The 24,548-nt window shown below is 42.3% G+C and carries 28 protein-coding genes, 2 pseudogenes and 1 other annotated feature; of the genes and pseudogenes, 8 read left to right on the forward strand and 22 right to left on the reverse strand.

Annotation, left to right across the window (positions count from 1 at the left end; translation table 11 throughout):
• Positions 1–154 precede the first annotated feature (154 nt).
• The 5 genes from QJS82_RS09350 (at position 155) to QJS82_RS09370 (ending at position 5,636) form a co-directional block, all read left to right on the forward strand.
• Positions 155–1,945: a potassium/proton antiporter gene (locus QJS82_RS09350; protein WP_281490310.1), complete on the forward strand. Its 1,791-nt coding sequence runs from the start codon at positions 155–157 to the stop codon at positions 1,943–1,945.
• A gap of 452 nt (positions 1,946–2,397) precedes the next feature.
• On the forward strand, positions 2,398–3,465 hold the full coding sequence (locus QJS82_RS09355) for a DUF475 domain-containing protein (protein WP_281490311.1): 1,068 nt from the start codon (positions 2,398–2,400) through the stop codon (positions 3,463–3,465).
• 163 nt (positions 3,466–3,628) lie between these two features.
• Positions 3,629–4,153 (forward strand): TIGR00645 family protein, encoded by a 525-nt coding sequence (locus tag QJS82_RS09360; RefSeq protein ID WP_011512374.1) that lies wholly within the window; start codon positions 3,629–3,631, stop codon positions 4,151–4,153.
• 59 nt (positions 4,154–4,212) lie between these two features.
• Complete coding sequence (locus QJS82_RS09365) at positions 4,213–5,136, forward strand: DUF808 domain-containing protein (protein ID WP_281490312.1); 924 nt, start codon at positions 4,213–4,215, stop codon at positions 5,134–5,136.
• A gap of 56 nt (positions 5,137–5,192) precedes the next feature.
• On the forward strand, positions 5,193–5,636 hold the full coding sequence (locus QJS82_RS09370) for an MgtC/SapB family protein (protein ID WP_068408280.1): 444 nt from the start codon (positions 5,193–5,195) through the stop codon (positions 5,634–5,636).
• 89 nt (positions 5,637–5,725) lie between these two features.
• Here QJS82_RS09370 and QJS82_RS09375 read toward each other — a convergent pair.
• The 4 genes and pseudogenes from QJS82_RS09375 to QJS82_RS09390 all read right to left on the reverse strand — a co-directional run.
• Positions 5,726–5,943 (reverse strand): annotated as a pseudogene (locus QJS82_RS09375) (IS3-like element ISPar2 family transposase); the annotation flags it as partial.
• Positions 5,944–6,274: 331 nt separating this feature from the next.
• Positions 6,275–9,457, reverse strand: a complete 3,183-nt coding sequence (locus tag QJS82_RS09380) for a type I restriction endonuclease subunit R (protein WP_281490313.1) — start codon at positions 9,455–9,457, stop codon at positions 6,275–6,277.
• Between the two features lie 77 nt (positions 9,458–9,534).
• Positions 9,535–10,374 (reverse strand): hypothetical protein, encoded by an 840-nt coding sequence (locus QJS82_RS09385; protein WP_281490314.1) that lies wholly within the window; start codon positions 10,372–10,374, stop codon positions 9,535–9,537.
• Positions 10,375–10,427: 53 nt separating this feature from the next.
• Entirely contained in the window at positions 10,428–10,697 is a 270-nt protein-coding gene (locus QJS82_RS09390; protein ID WP_281490315.1) for a restriction endonuclease subunit S domain-containing protein, read from the reverse strand.
• Between the two features lie 52 nt (positions 10,698–10,749).
• Between QJS82_RS09390 and QJS82_RS09395 the strand changes: the two genes are divergently transcribed.
• A protein-coding gene (locus QJS82_RS09395; RefSeq protein ID WP_438655963.1) for an IS3 family transposase occupies positions 10,750–11,969 on the forward strand; the annotation gives its coding sequence in 2 pieces (ribosomal slippage) (positions 10,750–11,026 and positions 11,026–11,969; 1,221 coding nt in all).
• Positions 11,025–11,141 (forward strand) — a sequence feature (AL1L pseudoknot). (Overlaps the previous gene by 117 nt.)
• Position 11,970: 1 nt before the next feature.
• Here the strand turns inward: QJS82_RS09395 and QJS82_RS09400 are convergent.
• The gene (locus QJS82_RS09400; RefSeq protein ID WP_281490316.1) at positions 11,971–13,077 is read right to left on the reverse strand and encodes a restriction endonuclease subunit S; all 1,107 of its coding nucleotides are present in this window, start codon (positions 13,075–13,077) and stop codon (positions 11,971–11,973) included.
• The gene (locus QJS82_RS09405) at positions 13,067–14,656 is read right to left on the reverse strand and encodes a class I SAM-dependent DNA methyltransferase (RefSeq protein WP_281490317.1); all 1,590 of its coding nucleotides are present in this window, start codon (positions 14,654–14,656) and stop codon (positions 13,067–13,069) included. Before QJS82_RS09405 ends, QJS82_RS09400 begins: the two co-directional genes overlap by 11 nt.
• A gap of 362 nt (positions 14,657–15,018) precedes the next feature.
• On the opposite strand from QJS82_RS09405, the pseudogene QJS82_RS09410 reads away from it, so the two are divergent.
• Positions 15,019–15,351 (forward strand): annotated as a pseudogene (locus QJS82_RS09410) (elongation factor P hydroxylase); the annotation flags it as partial.
• Positions 15,352–15,636: 285 nt separating this feature from the next.
• Positions 15,637–16,257 carry an L-threonylcarbamoyladenylate synthase gene (locus QJS82_RS09415; protein WP_201624036.1) on the forward strand — a complete coding sequence of 207 codons (621 nt, stop codon included), beginning with the start codon at positions 15,637–15,639 and terminating at the stop codon, positions 16,255–16,257.
• A 68-nt stretch (positions 16,258–16,325) separates the two neighbouring features.
• Here the strand turns inward: QJS82_RS09415 and rplQ are convergent, their stop codons facing one another.
• From rplQ to rplE, 16 genes are all read right to left on the reverse strand, one after another.
• Positions 16,326–16,685 (reverse strand): 50S ribosomal protein L17, encoded by a 360-nt coding sequence (gene rplQ, locus QJS82_RS09420; RefSeq protein ID WP_183621142.1) that lies wholly within the window; start codon positions 16,683–16,685, stop codon positions 16,326–16,328.
• A gap of 19 nt (positions 16,686–16,704) precedes the next feature.
• Complete coding sequence (locus tag QJS82_RS09425) at positions 16,705–17,712, reverse strand: DNA-directed RNA polymerase subunit alpha (protein ID WP_068408445.1); 1,008 nt, start codon at positions 17,710–17,712, stop codon at positions 16,705–16,707.
• A gap of 81 nt (positions 17,713–17,793) precedes the next feature.
• Complete coding sequence (gene rpsD / locus QJS82_RS09430) at positions 17,794–18,435, reverse strand: 30S ribosomal protein S4 (RefSeq protein WP_011279807.1); 642 nt, start codon at positions 18,433–18,435, stop codon at positions 17,794–17,796.
• Positions 18,436–18,483: 48 nt separating this feature from the next.
• Positions 18,484–18,873, reverse strand: coding sequence for a 30S ribosomal protein S11 (gene rpsK / locus QJS82_RS09435; RefSeq protein WP_010196728.1), 390 nt, complete (start codon positions 18,871–18,873; stop codon positions 18,484–18,486).
• A 20-nt stretch (positions 18,874–18,893) separates the two neighbouring features.
• Entirely contained in the window at positions 18,894–19,250 is a 357-nt protein-coding gene (gene rpsM, locus QJS82_RS09440; RefSeq protein ID WP_021813384.1) for a 30S ribosomal protein S13, read from the reverse strand.
• On the reverse strand, positions 19,229–19,438 hold the full coding sequence (locus QJS82_RS09445; RefSeq protein WP_201624038.1) for a hypothetical protein: 210 nt from the start codon (positions 19,436–19,438) through the stop codon (positions 19,229–19,231). The genes rpsM and QJS82_RS09445 overlap by 22 nt, the downstream gene beginning before the upstream one ends.
• A gap of 66 nt (positions 19,439–19,504) precedes the next feature.
• Complete coding sequence (rpmJ, locus tag QJS82_RS09450; protein ID WP_010196721.1) at positions 19,505–19,621, reverse strand: 50S ribosomal protein L36; 117 nt, start codon at positions 19,619–19,621, stop codon at positions 19,505–19,507.
• Between the two features lie 32 nt (positions 19,622–19,653).
• Positions 19,654–20,985, reverse strand: coding sequence for a preprotein translocase subunit SecY (secY, locus tag QJS82_RS09455; protein WP_183621185.1), 1,332 nt, complete (start codon positions 20,983–20,985; stop codon positions 19,654–19,656).
• 19 nt (positions 20,986–21,004) lie between these two features.
• Entirely contained in the window at positions 21,005–21,445 is a 441-nt protein-coding gene (gene rplO, locus QJS82_RS09460; protein ID WP_068034621.1) for a 50S ribosomal protein L15, read from the reverse strand.
• A complete protein-coding gene (gene rpmD / locus QJS82_RS09465; RefSeq protein ID WP_068408453.1) occupies positions 21,445–21,624 on the reverse strand; it encodes a 50S ribosomal protein L30 in 180 nt (59 codons plus the stop codon). The genes rplO and rpmD overlap by 1 nt, the downstream gene beginning before the upstream one ends.
• A 20-nt stretch (positions 21,625–21,644) precedes the next feature.
• Positions 21,645–22,160: a 30S ribosomal protein S5 gene (gene rpsE, locus QJS82_RS09470; protein WP_010196711.1), complete on the reverse strand. Its 516-nt coding sequence runs from the start codon at positions 22,158–22,160 to the stop codon at positions 21,645–21,647.
• A 2-nt stretch (positions 22,161–22,162) separates the two neighbouring features.
• On the reverse strand, positions 22,163–22,513 hold the full coding sequence (gene rplR / locus QJS82_RS09475) for a 50S ribosomal protein L18 (RefSeq protein ID WP_149490924.1): 351 nt from the start codon (positions 22,511–22,513) through the stop codon (positions 22,163–22,165).
• 11 nt (positions 22,514–22,524) lie between these two features.
• On the reverse strand, positions 22,525–23,058 hold the full coding sequence (gene rplF / locus QJS82_RS09480) for a 50S ribosomal protein L6 (RefSeq protein ID WP_183621140.1): 534 nt from the start codon (positions 23,056–23,058) through the stop codon (positions 22,525–22,527).
• 224 nt (positions 23,059–23,282) lie between these two features.
• Complete coding sequence (gene rpsH, locus QJS82_RS09485) at positions 23,283–23,681, reverse strand: 30S ribosomal protein S8 (protein WP_201562649.1); 399 nt, start codon at positions 23,679–23,681, stop codon at positions 23,283–23,285.
• Positions 23,682–23,692: 11 nt separating this feature from the next.
• Positions 23,693–23,998, reverse strand: a complete 306-nt coding sequence (gene rpsN, locus QJS82_RS09490; protein ID WP_011279798.1) for a 30S ribosomal protein S14 — start codon at positions 23,996–23,998, stop codon at positions 23,693–23,695.
• 12 nt (positions 23,999–24,010) lie between these two features.
• The gene (rplE, locus tag QJS82_RS09495; protein ID WP_102077550.1) at positions 24,011–24,547 is read right to left on the reverse strand and encodes a 50S ribosomal protein L5; all 537 of its coding nucleotides are present in this window, start codon (positions 24,545–24,547) and stop codon (positions 24,011–24,013) included.
• Position 24,548: the final 1 nt, after the last annotated feature.

Below are 24,548 nucleotides of genomic sequence, written 5' to 3' on the forward strand. Positions count from 1 at the left end.
ATAATAGAATAAGATATTTACTAACATACAAGCATAGCTCAGTTATTCTTAAGAAGCATGTTAAAACAATAATTAACCGTTGAAAGCAATGGGTAAATGTTACTCCCGTTCTGGTTAGTTCAGCTTAGTATTATAAAATAGGGCTTAATGAAACATGGATACCTTAAATATCGTGTATCTCGTAGGAGCAGTATTAATTTTCGCCAGTATCATGGCAAGTACGTTATCGGCGCGTTTGGGTGTTCCACTTTTGCTATTGTTTTTAGTGGTTGGGATGCTTGCCGGTGAAGAGGGTATATTGGGTATTGAGTTTTCTCAATATGAGATAGCCAATTTTGTCGGGCAGGCGGCATTGGCTTGTATTTTGCTAGACGGTGGACTGCGTACTTCTTTTAAATCGTTTCGAGTTGGACTAAAACCAGCAATTACGCTAGCTACTTGGGGCGTACTTGCGACCGTAATGATACTGGGTGTATTCGTCACGTGGCTGCTTGATGTCGATTGGCGCTTTGGGCTATTGCTAGCGGCAATCGTTGGTTCTACTGATGCGGCAGCGGTGTTTTCACTGCTGCGTAATGGCGGTGTTAAATTAAATGATCGTGTCCAAGCCACGCTTGAATTAGAGTCGGGCGCCAACGACCCTTTAGCAATTCTGTTAGTAACTGGATTAATTGCTTTAAATGTTGATCCTGCCGGACAGACAGCGCTAGGCTTTTTAGGGCTGCTATTACAGCAGCTTAGCTTTGGTCTAGGAATGGGCTTGTTCTTCGGGTACTTCCTCTCTCGGTTATTACCCAAAATACACTTGGCAGAAGGTATGTATGCCATCTTGATATTATCGGCTGGTTTAGCGGTGTTTGCTGCCACCAACTTACTAGGCGGAAGTGGCTTTTTAGCCGTCTTTGTCACGGGTATTCTGATTGGCAACCATAAGGTACGCTCAACTGAGCATGTCATGCGCGTAATGGACAGCTTTGCGTGGTTGTCGCAAGCGGTGTTATTCGTCGTATTAGGTTTATTGGTCACACCATCGAACGTTCTTGAAGTTTGGCCTTATTCAGTGGCCATTGCTGCCTTTATGATTTTAGTGGCTCGTCCTATTGCAGTCTATACCAGTGTTTTACCTTTTAAGTTTAAAAACAAAGAGATCGGTTTCATCTCTTGGGTTGGCTTACGCGGTGCGGTACCCATTACCCTTGCCATGTTGCCAGTGATTGCAGGGGTAGATAATGCCTTTATGCTATTTGATATTGCTTTTGGTGTGGTAGTTTTATCATTAGTATTACAAGGGACGACCATTCCTTTTATGGCCAATCTGTTTAAGGTGCGTATTCCAAACAATAAAGACCCAAAAGAAGAGCATGAAGTGTGGGTGTCAGACAGAGCAAGCATTACGTTGTATGAATTTGAAGTAAAGTTAGGTGCGTTTGCAATTGGTCGTCATCCAAGGGACATCTCTACGCGCATCAGCCCTGAGGAAATCCGTGTTTTTGCCTTGGTGCGCGGTCAGCAAATCTTGGCAATTAATGAAGACACCAAGCTCAAATTTGGCGATAGCGTTTGGTATGCCATGAGCGGCGATTATGCCGGTCAGATTGCGGATGTTTTTAATGACACGACGTTAGACCGTAGAGCCATCGATGATTTTTATGGCGATTGGATGCTATCGCCGAGTGTCAAACTTAAAGATGTGCCATTCTTTACCGATAGGATGAAATCCGAGTCTCTGGACGATGGCTTGAACACTAAAAATGAAGGCAGCTCAAAAAATATGTGGGAACAAACGGTTGCTGAATACATTAAGGATAGCTTAAAGATGGCACCCGTAGCAGGCGATACGGTTGCGATTAATGAGGAATGGTTGTTGGTTATTAAAGAAGTTGATGACCAAGGAATACTGAGAATGATTGGCCTAAAACAACTAGAGGGGCCAGCGGTGGCATAGTTTCTATCATTATTAGACATAACATGGACTAGTAGCCAAAAGGCAACCATTTAAGATAATTAATAGTCCTGTTAACATTGTCCATTCTAGGTAACTCATTAGCTCAAATTATGGTTTGTTTTACTGGTATCGCTAGGGTATACCCAAAATAGCAAATTTTTATTTGTGAGTGGAATTCGCATTTTTCTAAGTAATGCTAATACAGAAGCTAAACTACGCAGCATAACTCTATTTGATCAGTATCTTATGCTTAGAATTATTATTAAAATATAAGGTGTTTTTAATCGCCAAAGCATAAAAAATACAGTGACAATTCTGCATAGAATATTTTAAAAAAATACTTTATATTCTATTAAAAATCACATAGGGAAGTGGCTCACGATAGCCACTTTTTTTATGCCTCATACTTTTAGTAGATACACTTAGCTTTACGCAACCAGACAGGATGTGTCATGAGACATTTTTATTTAGACTTCATCTTTACCGCCATTGCATTAGCGATCGCGGCATGGTGGGGATATTCACATGGCGGGATGGGTGGTTTGATCGCAACCTTATCTATTACCGCAATTTTGGCCGTCATGGAAATCTCATTATCATTCGATAATGCGGTGGTCAATGCCTCAGTTCTTAAAGGCTGGGATGAGTTTTGGAAAAGGATATTCTTAACCGTTGGTATTTTGATTGCTGTATTTGGGATGCGCTTGGTATTTCCTATTGTCATTGTCGCGGTAACTGCTGAGCTTGCTATGGTAGAGGTCATCAAACTGGCTTTGTATCAACCAGAAGAATACTCTGCCCGTTTAATGGCACACCATGCTGAAATCTCCGCATTCGGTGGTATCTTCTTATTGCTCGTCTTCTTAAACTTCATTTTTGATGAAAAAGAAGTGCACTGGTTTAACTGGCTTGAAAGCCGTTTGGCAAAGCTTGGCAAAGTCGATGCCATGAGCGTCTTTGTGGCGCTTATTGTGTTGATGATTGCGGTATCATTTGCTGACCCTGAGCAATCCGCCGCTGTTCTAATCGCTGGCGTATGGGGTATCTTGGTATACCTTGGCGTACAAGTGGTCTCGGGTATGCTTGAAGGTGATCTCGAAGAGGACTTAGAAAACAAAGAAAATGGCTCGGGCGCAGCAGCGACCAGTGCGATTATGAAAGGCGGTATCATCGGCTTCTTATACCTAGAAGTCCTCGATGCCTCATTCAGTTTCGATGGCGTAATTGGCGCCTTTGCGATTACCAATGACGTTATCGTGATTATGCTGGGTCTTGCTATCGGTGCGATGTTCGTGCGTTCGATGACTATTTTCTTAGTTGATAAAGGCACGCTTGATGAGTTTGTCTATCTTGAACACGGCGCGCATTATGCTATCGGCGCTTTAGCCATTATCATGCTGCTATCGGTGAAATTTCATGTGCCAGAGCTTATTACAGGACTGATCGGTATTGCCTTTATTGGTTGGGCCCTGCTTGCTTCACTGAAACATCGTAAGCAACAGGCAAAACTCACTGCTTAGAGTGTAGACAATGTAAAGCAAAAAATTATTATTTTAGAATATCGTTAATAACAGGTTATGCCAAATAATTGGTATAACCTTTTTTCTAACATGCATTGCTTTTTATTACCTAATAATAGACATTATATTCAAACATTTATATTGCCAACAACAAGAGACACAAATGCTGAAGAAAGCTGAACAAAGATTAGAAAAAACCATATTTAATAGTCGTTGGCTGCTAGCCCCGTTCTATTTGGGATTGGTGCTCGGTATCATTTTATTATTTATTAAGTTTTTTCAAGAGCTGTGGCATATGACGACTCATGTGTTCAGTGCATCTGAAGCCGATGTCATCGTTGGTACGTTGGCGCTTATCGACATGTCATTAGTCGCAAGTTTATTGCTTATCATCATATTTAGTGGTTATGAGATTTTTGTCTCAAAAATTGATACCGGAGATCATGAGGACCGCCCTGAATGGATGGGGAAAATCAATTTCTCTGGGCTGAAACTCAAAGTGATTGGTGCCATCGTTGCCATTTCTGCGATTGATCTTCTTAAATCATTTATGGATATACCTAAAGAGATGAGCGAAGGTGATGCTGATAGATTGATGTGGAAAGTGATTATCCATATGACGTTTGTACTGTCAGGCCTGTTATTTGCTTTGATGGACAAGATTGTCGGTGATACCAAAAAACATTAGAAAGATTTTAATAAAAAACCTATCAATTAATTTATATAAATAGACGCAAAGGAGCACACATGGCAGGAGCCAGTTTATTAACCTTGCTTGACGACATCAGTGTGATACTAGACGATGTGTCAATCATGACCAAGGTTGCCGTTAAAAAAACGGCAGGAGTATTGGGTGATGATTTGGCCCTTAATGCTGAGCAAGTTTCAGGCGTTAAAGCCGACCGTGAGCTACCAGTAGTTTGGGCCGTCGCCAAAGGCTCATTCGTTAACAAGCTTATATTAGTACCATTAGCGTTGCTGATTAGTGCCATCTACCCGCCATTAGTCACGTTTTTATTGATGTGCGGAGGTGTCTATTTGGCTTATGAGGGTGCTGAAAAAATCATTCATAAGTTCTGGCCACATATCTTACCTCACGATGAAGAACAAATCGCCCGTCTACGTGCCAATGCTGATGAGACGATTGATTTGGTTGCTTTTGAAAAGGACAAAATCAAAGGTGCGGTGCGCACCGACTTTATTCTATCGGCTGAAATTATCGTAATTGCACTCGGCTCAGCAGTTGGAGCGACGCTTTTAGAGAAGAGCGTGATGCTGTCTATTATTGCTATTGGCATTACAGTAGGCGTTTATGGCTTAGTAGCGGGTATCGTTAAAATGGATGATTTAGGTCTTTACCTAATGAAACAGACGAACGGTGCAAAGCAGAAAATAGGTGGGATTTTATTGTCTGCGGCACCAAAGCTGATGAAGTTTTTATCCATTGCTGGGACATTAGCAATGTTTCTAGTGGGCGGCGGTATCTTAGTGCACGGGATCAGTTTTTTACATCATGAAGTGGAAGACTTAGCGCACCTAACTGGCATATTTGAAAGCATAACAACGATGCTATTAAATGCGTTAGTAGGCTTAGCCGTCGGTGTTATTGTCGTGGCTATGGTCACCATGATTGGTAAATTACGCAGTAATAAGTCATCTTCGACGCATTAAAAATAACGATAATCACCCTTGTTCATTTAACCTTCTTTTAAAGAGTGCAATAAACCATGTTTGAATTTGATTTAAACTTAAAATTAATGGTGTATCACCTAATTCAATTAGCAATTGCTTTCGTGCTTTCCCTACCGATTGCGCTTAATCGTGAGATGAAAGATAAGGGTGCAGGACTCAGAACTTTCCCATTAGTCAGTATTGCATCCTGTGCTTTCATGCTAGTGGCTGTCGATATCTATCATGGAGGTGCAGCAGAACCCGAAGCGAGAATCATGTACGCAATTATTACAGGTATGGGTTTCATCGGTGGTGGGGCGATTTTTAAAGGTGATAATACGGTAAAAGGCACTGCGACAGCTGCGAGTCTATGGAATACTGCTGCTATTGGCATCTCTGTTGCTTATGGACGTTATGAGATAGCGATCATATTATCAGTCGTTAATTTCTTAATTCTACAATTCTCAGAACCTTTCAAAGTGAAAGATAAGCTTGAATAATTATTATTTACCCCGGTTTGTATACTTTAAACGGATCAAATAGCTAGAAACGATAAATGGACTTATTTCATATTTTTTATTTACTATTATGGCAGTCCCAGCACGTTACGCAGGCTTAAAGAGCACAATCCAAAGCCCCAATTCTTATAAGATCAAGTAAGCTCTGCGGATACTGATGTCATGCTCTTTAATATAGTAACAAACTAAGGCTCTGCGCCTCAGGGCCCTACCACTTTTTTGACATGGCATCCTGCAATATATTTGTTTTAAGAGATTCATCAGCATATCTCTTCTTCAGACGAGCACTTTATTATTAAAATCATTCTTAGATAGTTTTTGGAGAAGCTTTTTAACCCTTATTGAATAACTAAGTACATACAGCATCCTTACTCATTTACTCATTTACTCATTTACTCATTTACTCATTTACTCATTTACTCATTTACTCATTTACTCATTTACTCATTTACTCATTTACTCATTTACTCATTTACTCATTTACTCATTTACTCATTTACTCATTTCAGCAGCATATCAGGCAGGATATGAATTCAAGTATATAAACGTTAACTTAGTGCATTTATGAAGTAGCAAACCCCTTTCGTTTCAAAACCTTTAGACTCAATTTCTTGTTTATACTAAACCACCCGATGCTTCTTAAAGTTCTCAGCCTGCTCAAATATCTCTTTATAGACCTCTTTGGAATCAACAGGTGGATATCCCCATTCATCGAGAAGCACCATCAAATCAAATTGTAGCTCCGCTTTGATGTCGTCGCGCTTGTTCCAATCCGTGTATTTGGCTTTCTCATCGATAAGCTTTTTTACTTCTTTGGACAGCTCAATCAGCTTGTCTTCGGGATAGGTAAAATCGTATTTATGTGCCAGTGACAGCAGAATGTCATAAAATGCCTTTTCTTCAAAGTCGATACCCATTTCACCAAACGACGCCATCTCTTCGCGCAGCTCGTGATACAGCTTGATGATCTCATCAGAGAAATCGCCAATGACTTCAGCACGTAGTAAGTCCTGCTCGTCACGGTCATTATACTTCTCAACCAAGGCATTCATCTTCTTACTGAAATCGACGCCCTTAACCTTGTTGGTCTTTTTCAGCTCACCAATGGCTTTAGCGAGTAGCTGTTGTAGTAGCTCCAGCTTAGTATTGGGCTGCTTAATCACCTCAAGCTTGGCTAGGTAGTCTTCATCGAAAATATCGATCTCACCGTCGGTGTTATCACCCAGCTTAAAGATTTCTTCAACGCCATCACTCAGCAGCGCGTCTTTCACCAAGTCACGTACCTTTTGGTTCATTTGTTCAACGTCAGGTGCGCCACCAGTGGTGATTTTAAAGATGATGGTACGAATGGCTAGGTAGTAATGAATCTTGTCCTTGTGCGCCTTTGTGAGCTCACTGCTACCGACGCAAATATCATAGGCAGACTTCAAACGCTTGGCCAAATCCATAAAGCGTTTTTCTAGCTTCTTAGATTGCAATGCAAAGTCAGCCGCTGCATTCAAGCAATTGAGCTGCTCTAATGGCGTGCCATTAAAGTACAGGCTAGAGTCAAACTTATGATAGACGGTATCTAGTAGATCCAAATGGTCTTTGACCACCACCACTGACTTTTGGATATCTTCTAGGTTTTGAATCTGACCGCCAGTGTAATGCGAGAGCGCCAGGTTCATCTGCTTTTTGATGCCGATATAATCAACCACTAAGCCGCTTTCTTTGCCTTCAAACTTACGGTTGACCCGTGAGATGGTTTGAATCAGGCTATGCTTTTGCAAAGGTTTATCAATGTAGATGGTATCGAGGAATGGCACGTCAAAGCCTGTGAGCCACATATCGACAACGATGGCGATTTTAAAGTTAGATTTGCCGTTCTTAAACTGACGGTCGAGCTCTTTGCGGTAGTCTTTATTACCAAGATTATCCCACATGCCTTTTGCGTCATCCTTGTTACGAGTCATGATCATCTTGACGCGCTCCATAGGTTTAACTTTTTTCTTCTCGCTTTCAGATAAGGTTGAACCTTCTTCGCACGCTCGCACCTCATCCCATTCAGGACGCAGCGCTATGATGTCTTTATATAACTGATAGGCGGCTTCACGGCTGCTACAGACAAACATAGCCTTGCCTTTTTGTGTGGTGCCCTCAGCGACTCGTGCTTCATAATGCTGAACAAAGTCTTCTGCTATAGCTCTAATGCGGTCAGGGTCACCAAGTATGGTAGACATGCTCGCCATGGCTTTTTTGCTTTTCTCTATCTGATATTCATTGGTGCCAGCGTCGGCGCTCTCCGTATAGTATTTTTCGACTTCATCAAGCTGCTTGCTATCGAGTAGCACTTTAGCGGCGCGACCTTCATAGACGATACGCACGGTGATTTCATCGAATACCGACTCGACCATGGTGTAGCTATCAACGACGGGACCGAAGACATCAAGGGTGGCGTCAATCGGCGTGCCTGTGAAGCCAACGTAAGTGGCATTGGGTAATGAGTCATGCAGATACTTAGCGAAGCCGTAGGTCTTTTTGACGCCATCTTCGGTAACGGTGATTTTTTGCTGGAGGTTGATTTGGCTACGGTGCGCTTCATCTGAGATACAGATAACGTTGGTACGCTCTGTTAGTAGGGCTAAGTCTTCGGTGAACTTATGAATGGTGGTTAGGAATACGCCGCCACTCTTACGTCCTTTGAGCTCTTCTCGTAGCTCAGCACGACTCTCGACACTGATGATGTTCTCATCACCGATATAGGTTTTAGCATTGGTAAAGGTTTTGGATAACTGATCATCTAAGTCGGTACGGTCAGTGATTAAGATGATGGTGGGACTACCAAGCGCCGCGTCTTTCATCAGTAGACGGGCTAAAAACAGCATGGTAAAGCTCTTACCACAGCCAGTCGCGCCAAAGTAGGTACCACCCTTCCCGTCACGTAAGCCATTATTGTTAATTAAATTGCCATGACTATCGAGCTGCTTCATGTGCTGCTTGATATTGTCGTATAGCTTGGTGGCGGCATAATACTGCGGATAGCGACAAACGATTTTTGCATCAAAGCTTGATTTGTCAGGTACGTAAATAAAATTACGGATAACATCGAGCAAACGCGTTTTATCAAATAAACCGCTCATCATGGTCAATAAGGAATGGATACCGTCTTTCTCTAACTTCTCATCGCCCGTGACTTTGCGCCAAGAGTAGTAGAATTCATAAGGCGCAAAGAATGAGCCCATCTTTGAGTTGACCCCATCGCTAATCACGCATAGGGCGTTGTATTTAAACAGCTCTGGGATATCGCGCTTATAACGGGTGGTCAGCTGGGTGTAGGCATCAAACATGGTGGCATCTTCACGGATGCTGCTCTTAAATTCAAACACCACCAGTGGTAAGCCGTTGATATACAGAATGCCATCAGGGATACGCAGCTCAAAGCCTTGTATCTCCATCTGATTGACGATGCGAAAGCGATTGTTATCGAGTGCTTCATAATCAATCAGCTGGATGTATAAATCTTTTTGGGTATAGTCTTCACGCTTGAGTGTGAAGCCATCCGCAACAAGCTTCATGATGGTTTTATTAGTGTCGTAAAGGTCGGAGGCAGGAAGGTATTCAAGCTTATGAATAATAGACTCAATCTCATATTCTGTGATCAAGTCATCTTTATAACGGGTCGCTAGAAACTGTCGAAGATCAGACTTAATCAGCACATCGTCAGGGTTGCAGTCGAGTGCTTCGCCAACTGTATGTGGATAGCCCTCAGCTGCTAGTAGCTCAATAATGGCTTGTTCAAGTCTGTCTTCGGTGAATTTCAATGCTTTGTCCTTTTTATTATTTTGTATTATCTTTATCAACAATTAATACGCCAGTCCACGACTAAACCAAAGCTAAATTATTCATAAGCCTTTTTCACCGGATTGAATTTCATGATTTTGCTATAATTAACATGCTCAATACGCTCATCATCTTCAGTAGGCTTTTCGCCTTTGTAAGTCAACATAATAGGATAATAAGTGGTATTGTCCGACAATACTTTTAAAGTCCCTTCATAACCATAATACAAAGGTGAGTCTTCATCGTAACGCTCATTGCTTGAGCCAGCATCACCAACATAATAAACATTAATAAAATCATTCTCAGGTAAATGTAAGGCTTTCCACCAGTCATCCCTTGCACCTTGACCCATATAGAAATTCGTAAACACACTTCCTATTAGGTTCTTACCTAACGGCTGCATACCTTCCTGAATATCTTCAGCATAAAGTCCCGAACTTCCATTGCTACCCGATTCCTCTACGTTCTTTGGTGTTTGACTCACTAACTGAAACAATCCATTCTTCAGTTTTTTAAAGCTGTATAAATTCGCTGTTGCCTTGCAAATATGACAAGAGTCAATTTCTCCATCAGAAACTTGTTTCTTTTCAATGATAATCAGATAACGATCTTCACCTGCTGTATTTTTATATTGAATAACAGGGCGCATTAAGGCAATAGTCGCCCTGTCAGAATCATCATACTTCCCTAATCCGATATACGGTGTATCTTCCATATAATCCACATGAATATCGAACATCTGACCACTATAGAACTCACGCATGACTTCTTTGAAGCTTAAGTCTTTTATTTTGACCTGAGCCATTTGACTGGTAGAGAAAACAGGAGCCGCAGCCATTACAGGAGCCGTAGATAGAACGCCTAAGCTGAGCGCCAAACTAAGTAAAAGCTTTTTCATGCGGAACTCCATCAAACATCATGTTTTTTTAAATAGCGACTCACTTTCAAAATCTATATAGCTTCATCCACAAGTGCGGCAGCGTCTGGAATACGTAACTCACCTGACATTAACTTGGGTAGAAGCGTGTCGCGGATTTTGGCTAATTCTTGGTTTTGTATTAATAACTTTAGGTTCTTCACATATAAAGAATTAACTGCTGAATCATAAGCGTCTAATACTAGACTTGGAGGAAGTATAATCTTTATTTTAGAGAAATTAGAAGTGTTTAAATTTAATGTTACAGCCCCACCGCTAGCTAGGTCTTGGAGGTTTTTTTCCATAGTGAACCGCCCCGGGATTGTCGGAGACTTAACATTCTGAGAGAATACGACAATGAAAACACGAAACTACACTCCTGAGATTAAAGAACGCGCCGTTCGCATGCTGATTGAAGCAGCAAATGACTATCCCTCTACCTGGTCAGCTATTCAAGCCATTGCCCCTAAGATTGGCTGCACGCCTGAAACTCTGCGGTCTTGGCATAAAAAGCACATCGATCAAACCATTCCTGCTTCAGTGCAAGCTCAAAGCCAAGAGCAACGTATTAAAGAGCTTGAACGCGAGAATAGAGAGCTCAAGCAAGCTAATGAGATCATTCGTAAGGCAGCGGCTTTTTTCGCCCAGGCGGAGCTCGACCGCTGACTAAAATCATGATTCAATTCATCGACGATCATAAGAATAATTATGGGGTCGAGCTGATCTGTAGAGTATTACCGATTGCCCCATCAACCTATCACCGTGCTAAAGACTTGGAGAGCTACCCTGAAAAACGCTCACTGCGCAGTCAACATGACGACTTTTACATCAGCGAGATTAAACGTATCTGGCAGGACAGCAAGTGCCGTTACGGTGCGCGTAAAGTATGGCAGCAGATGAAAGCTGACGGGTTAAAGGTTGCTCGTTGTACCATAGAGCGTTTAATGAGACAGCATGGCCTACAAGGTGTCTGGCGCGGTAAGGGCAAAATAACAACTCACAGCCGTGATGATCAAAAGCGTGCTGATGACTTGGTCAATCGTAACTTTAATGCCCGTCGTCCTAACCAGCTGTGGGTTGCAGATTTTACCTATATCAAGACGACAAGCGGATGGGTCTATACCGCTTTTATTATTGATGTGTTTGCCCGTGCTATCGTTGGTTGGAAGGTATCTAATCGTATGAACACGAATATGGTGATGGCGGCTTTAAATCAAGCAATAGCAGATAGAAACCATCCCAAAGATGTGATTCATCACAGTGATCGAGGGGTTCAGTACTTATCCATTCGCTACACTGATAAGATGGCTGACTCTGGCGTGATCGCCTCTGTTGGTACAACAGGCGACTCTTATGACAACGCATTGGCTGAGACGGTTAACGGGCTTTATAAGTCTGAGGTGATTGAGTATCTAAAAGAACAATGGCATGGCGTGAACGATGTTGAATTGGCAACCCTTGAATGGGTGGACTGGTTTAACAAAACCCGTTTGCATAGCACGATTGGATATGTGTCACCTTTTGAATTTGAAAAGCGGTATTATGATAATTTAACCCTGTCAGGCATTGCTGCCTGACTCAAGTAAAACACTCTCCGATAAAGTCGGGGCGGTTCATAGCTAAAAAACTTGAATAAAGATAATACAGTGTGTTTTTTTCTGCTGGTATCACTGAATTAATTTGTTGGTTAGTATGTGCTTCTCTACTTGTTATCAATACTTTTCCGACAGTAGCTATACAGCTAACACAAATACTGCCTTTAGGTATAAGTTTATTCTTTTGGGAGTTAGAACCTTCAAAACTAAGGTTGTCAGTCGTCGTAGTGGCCCAAGCAACATCATGCATGTCTGGTATCTTTATAAATGAGATATCATTACCATAGTATTCAGCTTTCTTTTTTGAAGGTGTTTTTCCGCAAACGACCTGTCCAAAATCTTTGACTTCGCTAATACCCCATCCCTTCGGAATCCAACCCATTTCTTCCGTAAACTCAAACTCATCAGGGAATAAATCCTGAATATCTGAATCATCTTTTTTCTCAATGCCTTTACGCTGTTCAGCACGTTCAGAGAACTCATCAGGGATAGTATTACCAGCAGCTAACGCATTATCAATCACAGGATCAAAATCAACAAACCAACTCTTAAATAACGCCTGTGCCATCGCTTCTAGCGTTTCGTTCATTTGGCGGTTTAATTCGATTTTGTCATCTAAAGAGTCAAGAATGGAGGCAATAGCTTTTTGTTCTGAAAGTTCAGGTTTTGGGATTGATAGAGTTAAAAAAGCTGCGTGATTAAGATCTTTTTGAACTGAACCTGATGCAACTGCATTAACGTGTGCTTTTGTAGATTCTTGAAATAAGAACCAATATAGAAAATCTTTATCCAGTTCAGGTGACGGAATAACTTTGAAACAATTATTATGAACCACACCGACTTTATTTCTATACACCAAACCGACTTGTCCAGTTCTTGTATAAATAAGTTCATGGTCAGTTGCTATACACTTTGGAGGTGCTTTCTCTTCATTAACAAAGTGAACCTGCGTTCCATTTATCAAGTCTGTAATTCTGAGAAGTGGTAAACCTGTTTCTTCTAGAAGATATTTGCTCTTAGCATTAATGGCCAAACCCTGAGAAAGCGTTACAAAGTCGCTTATCGGATAGGTGTCCCAATCACTCGCCATAACCCAATACCTCCAAATTCTGACGAATAGTCGCATCGAGCTTTTGTGACGCTTGCATTTGTGCATATAACGTTTGGCTTAGCTCTAACATTTTAGTCTCAAACGGAATACCGTCATCCTCAATCGCTGCTGCGCCTACGTAACGCCCAGGAGTGAGTACATAATCATTAGCTTTGATATCATCAAGTGTGGCAGATTTACAGTACCCTGCTTCGTCTGCATAAGCTTCATAACCGCCTGCTTCCGCCTCACCGCGCCATGCATGATAAGTCTTAGCAATCGCCTCGATATCATCCTTAGTGAGTTCTTTATTCGTGCGGCTAATCATGCTACCGATATCGCGTGCATCAATGAATAACGTCTCACCGCTACGGTTACGCAGCCCCTTTGCTTTACTGTCAGCTGATGTGGCTTGTTTGTCTTTACTGATAAACCATAAGCACACAGGTATTTGGGTGGTATAAAACAGTTGACCTGGTAGCGCAATCATACAATCGACTAAATCGTTTTCGATGATTTGCTGGCGTATCTCACCCTCACCACTGGTAGTGGTAGACATTGAACCATTGGCTAGTACGAAACCAGCAGTCCCATGCTCAGAGAGCTTAGATATCATGTGCAATATCCATGCATAGTTGGCATTGCCCGTAGGCGGCGTCGGATACCCTGCCCAGCGTGGATCATCGACCAGCTCATCAGAGGCGCGCCAATCCTTCTGGTTAAAAGGTGGGTTTGCCATGATAAAGTCCGCTTTGAGGTCTTCATGCTGATCTTTAAAGAACGTATCGGCTGCCACATCGCCCAAGTTGCTAGAGATACCACGAATAGCAAGGTTCATCTTAGCGAGCTTGTAGGTCGTGCTGGTATACTCTTGCCCATAGATAGACACGTCTTTGGTATTGCCGTGGTGACTCTCAATGAACTTAATCGACTGCACGAACATACCGCCCGAACCGCAGCACGGATCATAGATTTTGCCTTGATACGGCTCAAGCATTTCAGCTATCAGATTGACCACAGACTTGGGCGTATAGAACTCACCTCCACCCTTGCCTTCAGTCGCGGCAAACTTACCCAAGAAATACTCGTACACGCGCCCGACGGTGTCCTCTTCAGGATTACCGATGGTGTCAATGTTATTCACCACATCAATCAATGCGGCAAGCTTACTAGCCGTTAAGCCAAGACGAGAGAAGTAGTTATCAGGCAATGCGCCTTTCAATGATTGGTTGGTCTTCTCAATGGTGCTAAGCGCCGTATCGATTTTAAGGGCGATGTCTTCTTGCTTGGCATTCTGCTGGATAAAACTCCAACGGCTCTCTTCTGGTAGGTAGAAGACGTTATCTTTGGTATAAGCTTGCACCATCTCGATGTGCTTTTCATAGCCAGTATCGATAAGTTTCTGTCTTTGCTGCTCAAAGGTATCACTGATGAACTTTAAGAAAATCAGGCTAAGGACAATGTGCTTATATTCTGAGGATTCAACGCTACCGCGTAGCTTGTTAGCAGCATCCCAAAGGGCTTCTTCAAATCGACCATCTTTTATATTTTCATTCTTATTTGCAGGTGTTTTAGCCATGTTTCTTTATTCTCGATTGGTATTTATTGGTTTTAGAAGATGAGTAGATGCTTAGCTCTATAAGGAAGCTTTATTTTTTATTAACCAAAATATAGGTTTTCGATATTTTATAGTAGTTACACTAAAACCGTCTTATTAGCTTTCATCTTATCATAAGAAAACTGAAGTGCGGAGGTAGATAACCTCCTGTCCAGTATTGAATATAAGTGATAATTCTTTAATTAAAAAAATGTACATCAGCTAACTTTTTAATGAGCTAATGTACATTTTTTATTGAAATTTCAGAATATTATGCTTTTAGTGTATCCTTATATATATCAAGGCCTCACACATGTACATTAAAAGTTATGAGTTGACTAGTCGTAAGTCACTGGAGCCTCACTGGTAGCGAGCGTAGGAGCTTGAGCGACTTTGGCTACTGGTATGCGCCTGATGGACGCACGGCAGCGCAGCAGCAGGCATTTGAGCGTGTAGAGATTAAACCACAGGCACTGGAGTGTTTGTTTAGCTTGGCTTGCGGGCGTAATTTTCAAGTCTCACAGGACAATCTATTTGCAGACTTTGATACCAGCACTAGCACCTTTGCGCAGGACGTCTATCAACAAGCCAAAGCTTATATTGCTGAGCCTCATACGCTACCGCGTGATGCCAAAACGTTATTGCAGGCATTATTGACTATCTGTAGCGCTGCTTAGTTGCACAATGCTGCTCACCTCATATTTGCTACTTATCAAAAACAATCCATTTTATAGCGTTAACGTTTCCCTACTCATAGTAACGCCGTGCCAATAAACTTATATTTGCTTTGCGCTATACTGGATAGGTAGTTTTAATTTTTTCTATAATTAATAATTTATTAGCATAGTTAGTCAGAAAAAAGTCTGATATTAAAATTGTTCGATTCAATCATGATGGATTAAATCTTTTATATTAAAAAACCCCATATCAAATAATCTATAATTATAAAATAAGGAATGATTATGCAAGTATTCTACATTCATCCAGAGAATCCACAGCCGCGACTTATTGAACAAGCGGCGGATTTATTACGAAGTGATCAGCTACTTATCTACCCTACCGATACCAGTTATGCCTTTGGTTGCCGGCTAGGTGCCAAAGATGCGCTAGAAAAACTCAAGCAAATACGCGCGCTTGATGATAAGCATCAATTTACGCTGCTATGTCGCGACTTGAGTGAAATTGCTAATTATGCAAGCGTAGACAATGTACAATTTAAACAGCTAAAAGCCCATACACCAGCACCGATTACGTTCATTTTAAACGCTACCAAAGACGTGCCTAAGAAATTGGCGCATCCTAAGAAAAAAACCATCGGCATTCGAGTACCGAGCAACCCTATTGCGCAGGCGCTGTTAGAAGCCATGGACGAACCTATCCTGACCAGCTCCTTAATACTACCCAATCGCGATGATATATTGGACGATCCCTTTGAGATCGAAGACTTACTGGGTAATCAAATAGATGGTTTGATAAACGCCGGTATTAAAACCACTAAGCTAACTACCATTATCGATATGACCAGTGGCCAGCCCGAGGTTATCAGACAAGGTGCGGCTGATGTCAGCTCGCTATTGTTATAAATAAAAAACGCATAAAAAAAAGCTCCAATTAATTGGAGCTTTTTTTATCTTACAATTAGCGTGTAAAATTAGTCACGATCAACCAGTTCTACATAAGCCATTGGCGCATTGTCACCATCACGGTAACCGCATTTTACGATACGCAAATAGCCACCTGGACGAGCTTGGTAACGAGGACCAAGAGTACCAAATAGTTTGCCTACCATAGCTTTGCTACGCATACGGCTGAATGCCAAACGACGGTTAGCAACGTTGTCTTCTTTAGCCATAGTGATTAATGGTTCAGCAACGCGACGTAACTCTTTTGCTTTTGGTAAAGTTGTTTTGATCAGTTCATGCTCAAATAATGAGTTGGTCATGTTCTGAAACATTGCCTTACGATGACTGCCGGTACGACCCAGCTTGACTCCACTCTTACGATGGCGCATAGTCAAAAATCCTTAAAGTTTAACGGCTACGATAAGAAAAGCGATCATCAACACGAAGGTCAGCTGGCGGCCAGTTATCTAGGCGCATACCAAGCTCCAAATCTTTAGACGCTAATACGTCTTTGATTTCCGTTAATGATTTCTTACCAAGATTTGGGGTTTTTAGTAGTTCAGTCTCTGAACGCTGTACCAAATCACCGATATAGTAAATGTTTTCAGCTTTCAAGCAGTTGGCTGAGCGAACCGTTAGTTCGAGATCGTCCACAGGGCGTAATAGCACCGGATCAACCTCTTCTTTTTCTTTCACAGGCTCAGGCGCTTCTTCAGCTTCTAGGTCAACAAAGATAGAAATCTGTTGTTGTAAAATAGTGGCTGCTTTACGAATTGCTTCTTCTGGATCTATAGTGCCATTAGTTTCAAGCTCAATGATAAGACGATCAAGATCGGTACGTTGTTCTACACGTGCGTTCTCAACCTGATAAGCAACACGAAGTACTGGACTAAAACTTGCATCAAGCTTTAAGCGTCCAATCGCTTTAGTATCACCATCTTCACGGCGCTGGTTTGCTGGCTCATATCCACGACCCATTACTACGCGCAAACGCATCTTAAGATGACCACGATCGCTTAATGTGCCTAATACCAATTCTGGATTGATAATGTCAACATTATGCGGCAAGGTGATGTCTGCAGCAGTAATAGTGCCTGGACCTTGTTTATCCAAGGTCAAAAATACTTCATTTTGGTCATGAAGAGTAATTGCCAAGCCTTTTAAGTTCAAAAGCAAGTCAAGCACGTCTTCTTGTAGTCCTTCAAGCGTTGAGTATTCATGGTCAACACCATCAATCTCAGCTTCAATGACTGCAGCACCAGGTAATGAAGATAACAAGATGCGACGTAAGGCATTACCTAAGGTATGCCCAAAGCCGCGTTCTAACGGTTCGAGCGTGACTTTCGCAATCGTTTCATTAACCGTATCCACGTTAATGGCATTCGGCGTTAGAAACTCAGTTGCACTTAGCATCATGATGTCACCTCGATTTATTAAACTGGTTTAATTAACGTCAATTGCTCAATGCTATTTTCATAACATCGAGCATCACGTTACTTACTTAGAGTATAGCTCAACGATCAAGCTTTCGTTGATTTCAGCAGGTAGATCAATACGATCAGGCGCTTTCTTAAACGTGCCTTGTAGTTTGCTGTGGTCAACATCTAGCCATTCTGGAATACCACGTTGTGTCGCTAGTTCGATAGCGTTTTTAATACGTAGTTGTTCGCGAGACTTCTCTTGGATAGCGATGACATCACCATCTTGCAACTGAATTGATGGAATGTTCACACGAACAAACTCATCACGGCCAGCTTTTTTTACCATCACAGTGCGATGGCTAACTAGCTGACGTGCTTCAGCGCGAGTTGAGCCGAAGCCCATGCGATATACTACGTTATCAAGACGGCTCTCAAGCATTGCTAACAAGTTTTCACCAGTAGCGCCACGCTTACGAGCAGCTTCTTTGTAGTAGTTTGCAAACTGACGCTCTAATACACCATAGATACGCTTAACTTTTTGTTTTTCACGTAACTGTAGAGAGTATTCTGAACTTTTATTACGGCTAACACCATGTTGACCAGGTGGACGAGCCGATTTTTTCGTTTTTACGTCGTATGGTTTAACACCAGACTTAAGGCCTAAGTCTGTACCTTCACGACGTGATAATTTGAGTTTTGGTCCAATATAACGGGCCATTGTTATGTCTCCTATAAGCTCTTATGATAAAAAGCTTCGTCTTTAATATTAGACGCGGCGCTTTTTCGGCGCACGGCAACCATTGTGTGGGATTGGGGTTACATCAGAGATGCTGTTGACTTTATAACCCAATGCACCTAGTGCTCTTACCGCAGACTCACGACCCGGTCCTGGTCCTTTGACCAAAACGTCGATATTCTTAACACCATATTCTTGAGCCGCTTTACCAGCGACTTCAGCTGCAACCTGAGCTGCAAATGGTGTAGATTTACGTGAACCACGGAAGCCTTGTCCACCTGAAGTGGCCCAAGCCAATGCATTACCCTGACGATCGGTAATCGTAACAATGGTGTTATTAAAAGACGCATGGATATGGGCAATGCCCTCCGATACTGAACGACGAGCCACCTTTTTGCGACTGCGAGTGTCTTTTGCCATCTTTTAGCTTCCTAAGTTAATTATCTTTTGAGAGGGCGTGTCGGACCCTTACGAGTACGAGCGTTGTTCTTGGTGTTCTGACCTCTAACTGGTAGGTTACGGCGATGGCGGATGCCACGGTAACAACCAAGATCAACCAAACGCTTGATATTCATTGACACTTCACGACGAAGATCACCTTCAGTCATGTAATTTGCAACTTGTGCACGGATAGCGTCTAACTGTGTATCATCTAACTGACTAACTTTAGTAGTAGGGGCAATGCCAACTGCTTCTAAGATTTTCTGAGCAGTGGTACGACCTACACCAAAGATGTAAGTTAGTGAAATAACAGCATGCTTATTATCCGGAATGTTTACGCCGGCAATACGAGCCATTGATTTCTCTCCATTAAAGAAAAATAAGCTTTATCTATAGATAAGGCGTTATTTTTCAGATTTGTTGCTGTCAATACTAAAGCTTTTATAATTATTATCGCTGTTTTGACTTGGTAACCAAGCCCATTCATTGACCATGTTATAAAAGATTTTGCATAAACTACGGCAAGTGGCGGATGATATCCCATCCGCCGTCATTTTTCAAGTATTAATTTAATTAGTAACTAAAGCTTAACACTTTAGAATACTAAATATTAACCTTGACGTTGCTTGTGGCGAGGTTCTGCGGTACAAATAATATGTACACGGCCTTTACGGCGCACAACTTTACAGCTACCACAAATCTTCTTAACTGATGCTTGAACTTTCATAGCATACTCCTTTGAGATATCGTACCGCTCATTTAAGGTTGAGTGGGCGATTGAATTAACGTCTGATCATGATATTGATGGGTCATCAAATGCGCTTGGATTTGCGAGATGAAGTCCATCACCACAACCACCATAATCAGTAACGACGTACCACCAAGTTGAAACGGTACACCAAACGATGACTGGACGACCATTGGCATTAAACAAATAACCGTCATATACATCGCGCCAATAAAGGTCAGTCGGTTTAATACATGATCTAGGTAACGCTGAGTTTGTTGTCCGGGGCGAATACCTGGGATATACGCACCACTACGTTTAAGGTTCTCAGCAACTTCACGCGGACTAAATACCAATGCCGTATAGAAGTAACAGAAGAAAATAATCATTGCGCCAAACAGAACCAAATATAGCGGTTGCCCTGGAGACAACACCAATGCCATATTCTGCAATATCTTTTGCGTTAAGGTAGGATCAGCCGATTGACCAACCCACTGCCCCAAACTTGCTGGAAACAACAATAACGAGCTGGCAAAAATGGCCGGGATAACCCCTGCCATGTTCAGCTTCAACGGCAAGTGTGACTGCTGCTGAGCATATATCTTGCGGCCTTGTTGTTGCTTCTGTGCATAGTTCACTGGTACACGGCGCTGAGCACGTTCAATATAAACGATACCAGCAGTCACTGCGATGCCTAGCAATACAAAGATAAAGAGTACAATCAAGTTCATCTGCCCTTGATTGACCTGTTCGATAGACTGCGAAATCATACCTGGCGTACCAGCCACAATACTCGCAAAAATGAGCATTGAGATACCATTACCTACGCCGCGCTCTGTAATCTGCTCACCAAGCCACATTAAGAACATAGCACCAGCTACCAATGAGGTAACCGCTGGAATATAAAAAGTCAGACCAGAAGATAAGGTAAGATTTTGACTGATTAAGCCAGCACACATTCCTAATGACTGTACTAGCGCTAACGCAAGTGTGCCCTGACGGGTGTACTTGTTTAGCTTACGTCGTCCCGCTTCACCTTCTTTTTTGAGGGCTTCAAGCGATGGCAGTACTGCAGACATCATCTGTACAATAATTGATGCTGAAATATATGGCATGATGCCAAGCGCCATGATGGACATACGCTCTAGTGCACCACCTGAGAACATGTTAAACATACTCAGAATGGTATTTTCGTTGCGCGAAAACAGATCAGCCAAGTTAACCGGATTGATACCCGGCACTGGAATATGTGACCCTAAACGATAAACAATCAATGCGCCGATTAAGAATAATAAACGCGTCCATAATTCATCATACTTACGTATAAATGCAAATGGATTGAGCGGTATACCAGCCGATGACATTGATTGTTTTGACACGTTACTACTCCTCGATGCTACCACCAGCAGCTTCGATTGCTTGCTTGGCGCCTTTAGTCACTTTGATACCTTTAAAGGTATAAGCTTTAGTAACTTCGCCTGACAACATAATACGAGCGCGCTTCATGTCATGACGGATAAGGTTAGCAGCTTTTAATGTTTCAATGCTAACCACATCGCCTTCGATTTTGTTCAGTTCAGACAGACGAACTTCAGCAGTCGTCATGGCCATTTTACTGGTAAAACCAAATTTTGGTAGACGGCGATATAAAGGCATTTGACCACCTTCAAATCCTGAGCGAATGCTAGAACCTGAACGAGATTTCTGACCTTTTACACCACGACCACCAGTCTTACCAAGACCTGAACCGATACCGCGACCACGACGTTGGGCAGTTTTCTTTGCGCCAACACCTGGTGATAATTCATTTAATCTAAGTCCCATTACGCTTCCTCCACTTTTACCATGTAGTTGACGCGATTGACCATACCACGTGTTGAAGGAGTATCTTCTACTTCAACAGTATGACCAATACGGCGTAAACCCAATCCTTTCAAGCTCGCTTTGTGGCTCTTGAGGCGATGGGCACCCGATTTAAATTGAGTGACTTTCATTTTTTTCATCGTAACTCACCTAGTCTAAGTTAACCCAAGATTTCGTCTACAGATTTACCACGTTTCGCTGCCATCTTTTCTGGAGTTGACATATCACGTAAACCATTGAACGTTGCGCGAACAACGTTAGCGGTATTGGTAGAACCATAACATTTAGTCAAAACATCTTTGACACCAGCAACTTCTAATACAGCACGCATTGCGCCACCAGCGATTACGCCAGTACCTTCAGATGCAGGTTGCATATAAACTTTACTAGCACCATGACGTGCTTTGATTGGATGATACAAAGTTGCATCATTTAGCTCAACAGTAATCATATTACGTTTGGCAGCTTCTAGTGCTTTTTGAATAGCAGCTGGCACTTCACGTGCTTTACCGCGACCAAAACCAACACGACCATTGCCATCACCAACTACAGTTAGCGCGGTGAAAGAGAAAATACGACCACCTTTAACAACTTTTGCAACGCGATCAACGGTAACTAAGCGTTCTACTAGACCGTCAGTCTGTTCATTTTTATCATTTTTATCATTTCTAGCCATGATTAAAACTCCAATCCGTTTTCGCGAGCAGCTTCAGCTAAAGCTTTAACTCGACCATGATATTTAAAACCACTACGGTCAAAGGCAACTTTAGTGATACCAGCTGCTTTTGCGCGTTCTGCGATCAATTGGCCCACAGACGTCGCTGCATCAGCGTTACCAGTTGCGCCTGAACGCAAACTGCTGTCTAAGGTAGATGCCTGAGCAATCACTTCACCACCGTTCGGAGAGATAATCTGGGCATAAATGTGTTTCGGCGTACGGTTAACCGTTAGACGATGAACGCCCAAGAAACGGATATGTGCGCGGGTTTTCTTAGCTCGACGTAGACGAGCTGCTTTTTTATCAAACATTTCAACTCACCTTATTTTTTCTTGGCTTCTTTGCGAATCACATGCTCGTCACTATAACGAATACCTTTACCTTTGTAAGGCTCTGGTGGGCGGAAAGCGCGGATATTAGCCGCTGCTTGACCAAGCTGCTGCTTATTGTTTGATTTCAAAACAATTTCAGTTTGCGTTGGTGTTTCAGCCGATACACCTTCAGGTAACGTATATTCTACTGGATGTGAGTAACCAACGTTTAGCGTTACTTTATTACCAGTAGCTTGAGCACGATAACCAACACCAATTAGCTGAAGACGTCTTTCGAAGCCTTCATTAACGCCTGTAACATAGTTGTTAAGCAGAGCGCGCATGGTGCCAGTGTGCATCATGGCTTCTTTTGAATCGACTGTAGGTGAGAAAATGATTGCATCATCTTCCTGTTTCAGCTCGACCAAATCATGCAGGCGTAAAGACAAATTGCCGTTCTTGCCTTTAACTTCGACCTGCCGATCGTTCAAAGTAACGCTTACGCCGTTTGGCAGCGTCACTGGGGCTTTAGCCACACGAGACATAGGAATATTCCTTAAAAAATTAACTTCTTTATATTAGCGAAAAAACTAACAGGCTAAAAAGCCTGCTAGTTTAGCATAATTGTTCCCAATAAACATCATTCAATTTTATCAATATCAAATGCTTAGCGTTCTTTGAGCTTCGTTAATTCTATACAGAGTTATCATCAGCTCAAAGGGGTTCAAGTAGACTTTATCGTCTCATTACCCATAGCAACAATTGCTAATTAGGCAACGAATGCAACGACTTCACCACCGATACCAGCAGCGCGTGCAGCACGATCGCTCATGATACCTTGGCTAGTTGATACGATAGCAACACCCATACCTTGTTTAACAGTAGGGATAGCGTCTTTACCGCGATGCTGGCGTAAACCAGGACGGCTAAAACGTTGAATCGTTTCGATAACAGCTTTACCTTCGAAGTATTTCAGTTCGATAGATAAAGTTGCTTTGTTGTTGTCTTCTTCAGTAACAACAGCGCTAGCTACATAACCTTCACTAACCAATAAGTCAGCGATTGATTTACGTAGTTTAGAGCTCGGCATTGCTACCGATACTTTATTGGCCATTTGTGCGTTACGAATACGGGTTAGCATATCCCCAACGGTATCTTGCATACTCATATAGTTACTCCTTACCAGCTTGCTTTACGAACACCAGGCACATCGCCTTGCATGACACGCTCACGCAGCATATTGCGTGATAAGCCAAACTTGCGGAAGTAACCGTGAGGACGACCTGTGATAGCACAACGATTGCGCAGACGTACTGGTGATGCGTTACGTGGTAGAGCTTGTAGCTCTAACATCGCTTCCATACGAGTTTCGTCACTTGCAGTCATATCACTGATAGTTTCTTTTAGCTTGATACGCTTGTCAGCGTACTTAGCAACCATTTTTTCGCGCTTTAATTCGCGGTTAATCATGCTCTTCTTTGCCATAACGTCTTTACCTTATTTAAATGGGAAGCCGAATGCTTTAAGCAACGCACGACCTTCTTCATCAGTACCAGCTGACGTGGTGATTGTCACATCCATACCGCGGATACGATCAATCTTGTCAAAGTCTACTTCTGGGAATACGATTTGTTCTTTGATACCCAATGAGTAGTTACCACGTCCGTCAAAGGCTTTAGGTGAAAAACCGCGGAAATCACGAATACGAGGAATTGCAATGGCAATGAGACGATCTAAAAATTCGTACATTTGCTCACCGCGTAGCGTTACTTTACAGCCAATTGGCCATTCTTCACGAATTTTAAAGCCAGCAACTGATTTACGCGCTTTGGTGACGACAGGTTTTTGACCAGCGATAGCGGTCATATCAGCTACTGCACCTTCAAGCAATTTCTTGTCTTGAGACGCGCCGCCTACACCCATATTTAGTGTGATTTTAGTGATTTTAGGCACTTGCATCACGTTCGCCAAACCAAGTTCTTCTTTGATTTGCTGCTTTAATTCTTCGTTATATAAAGATTTTAATCTTGCCATT

Source organism: Psychrobacter maritimus, assembly GCF_029953575.1.
GTDB classification, from domain to species: Bacteria; Pseudomonadota; Gammaproteobacteria; order Pseudomonadales; family Moraxellaceae; genus Psychrobacter; species Psychrobacter maritimus.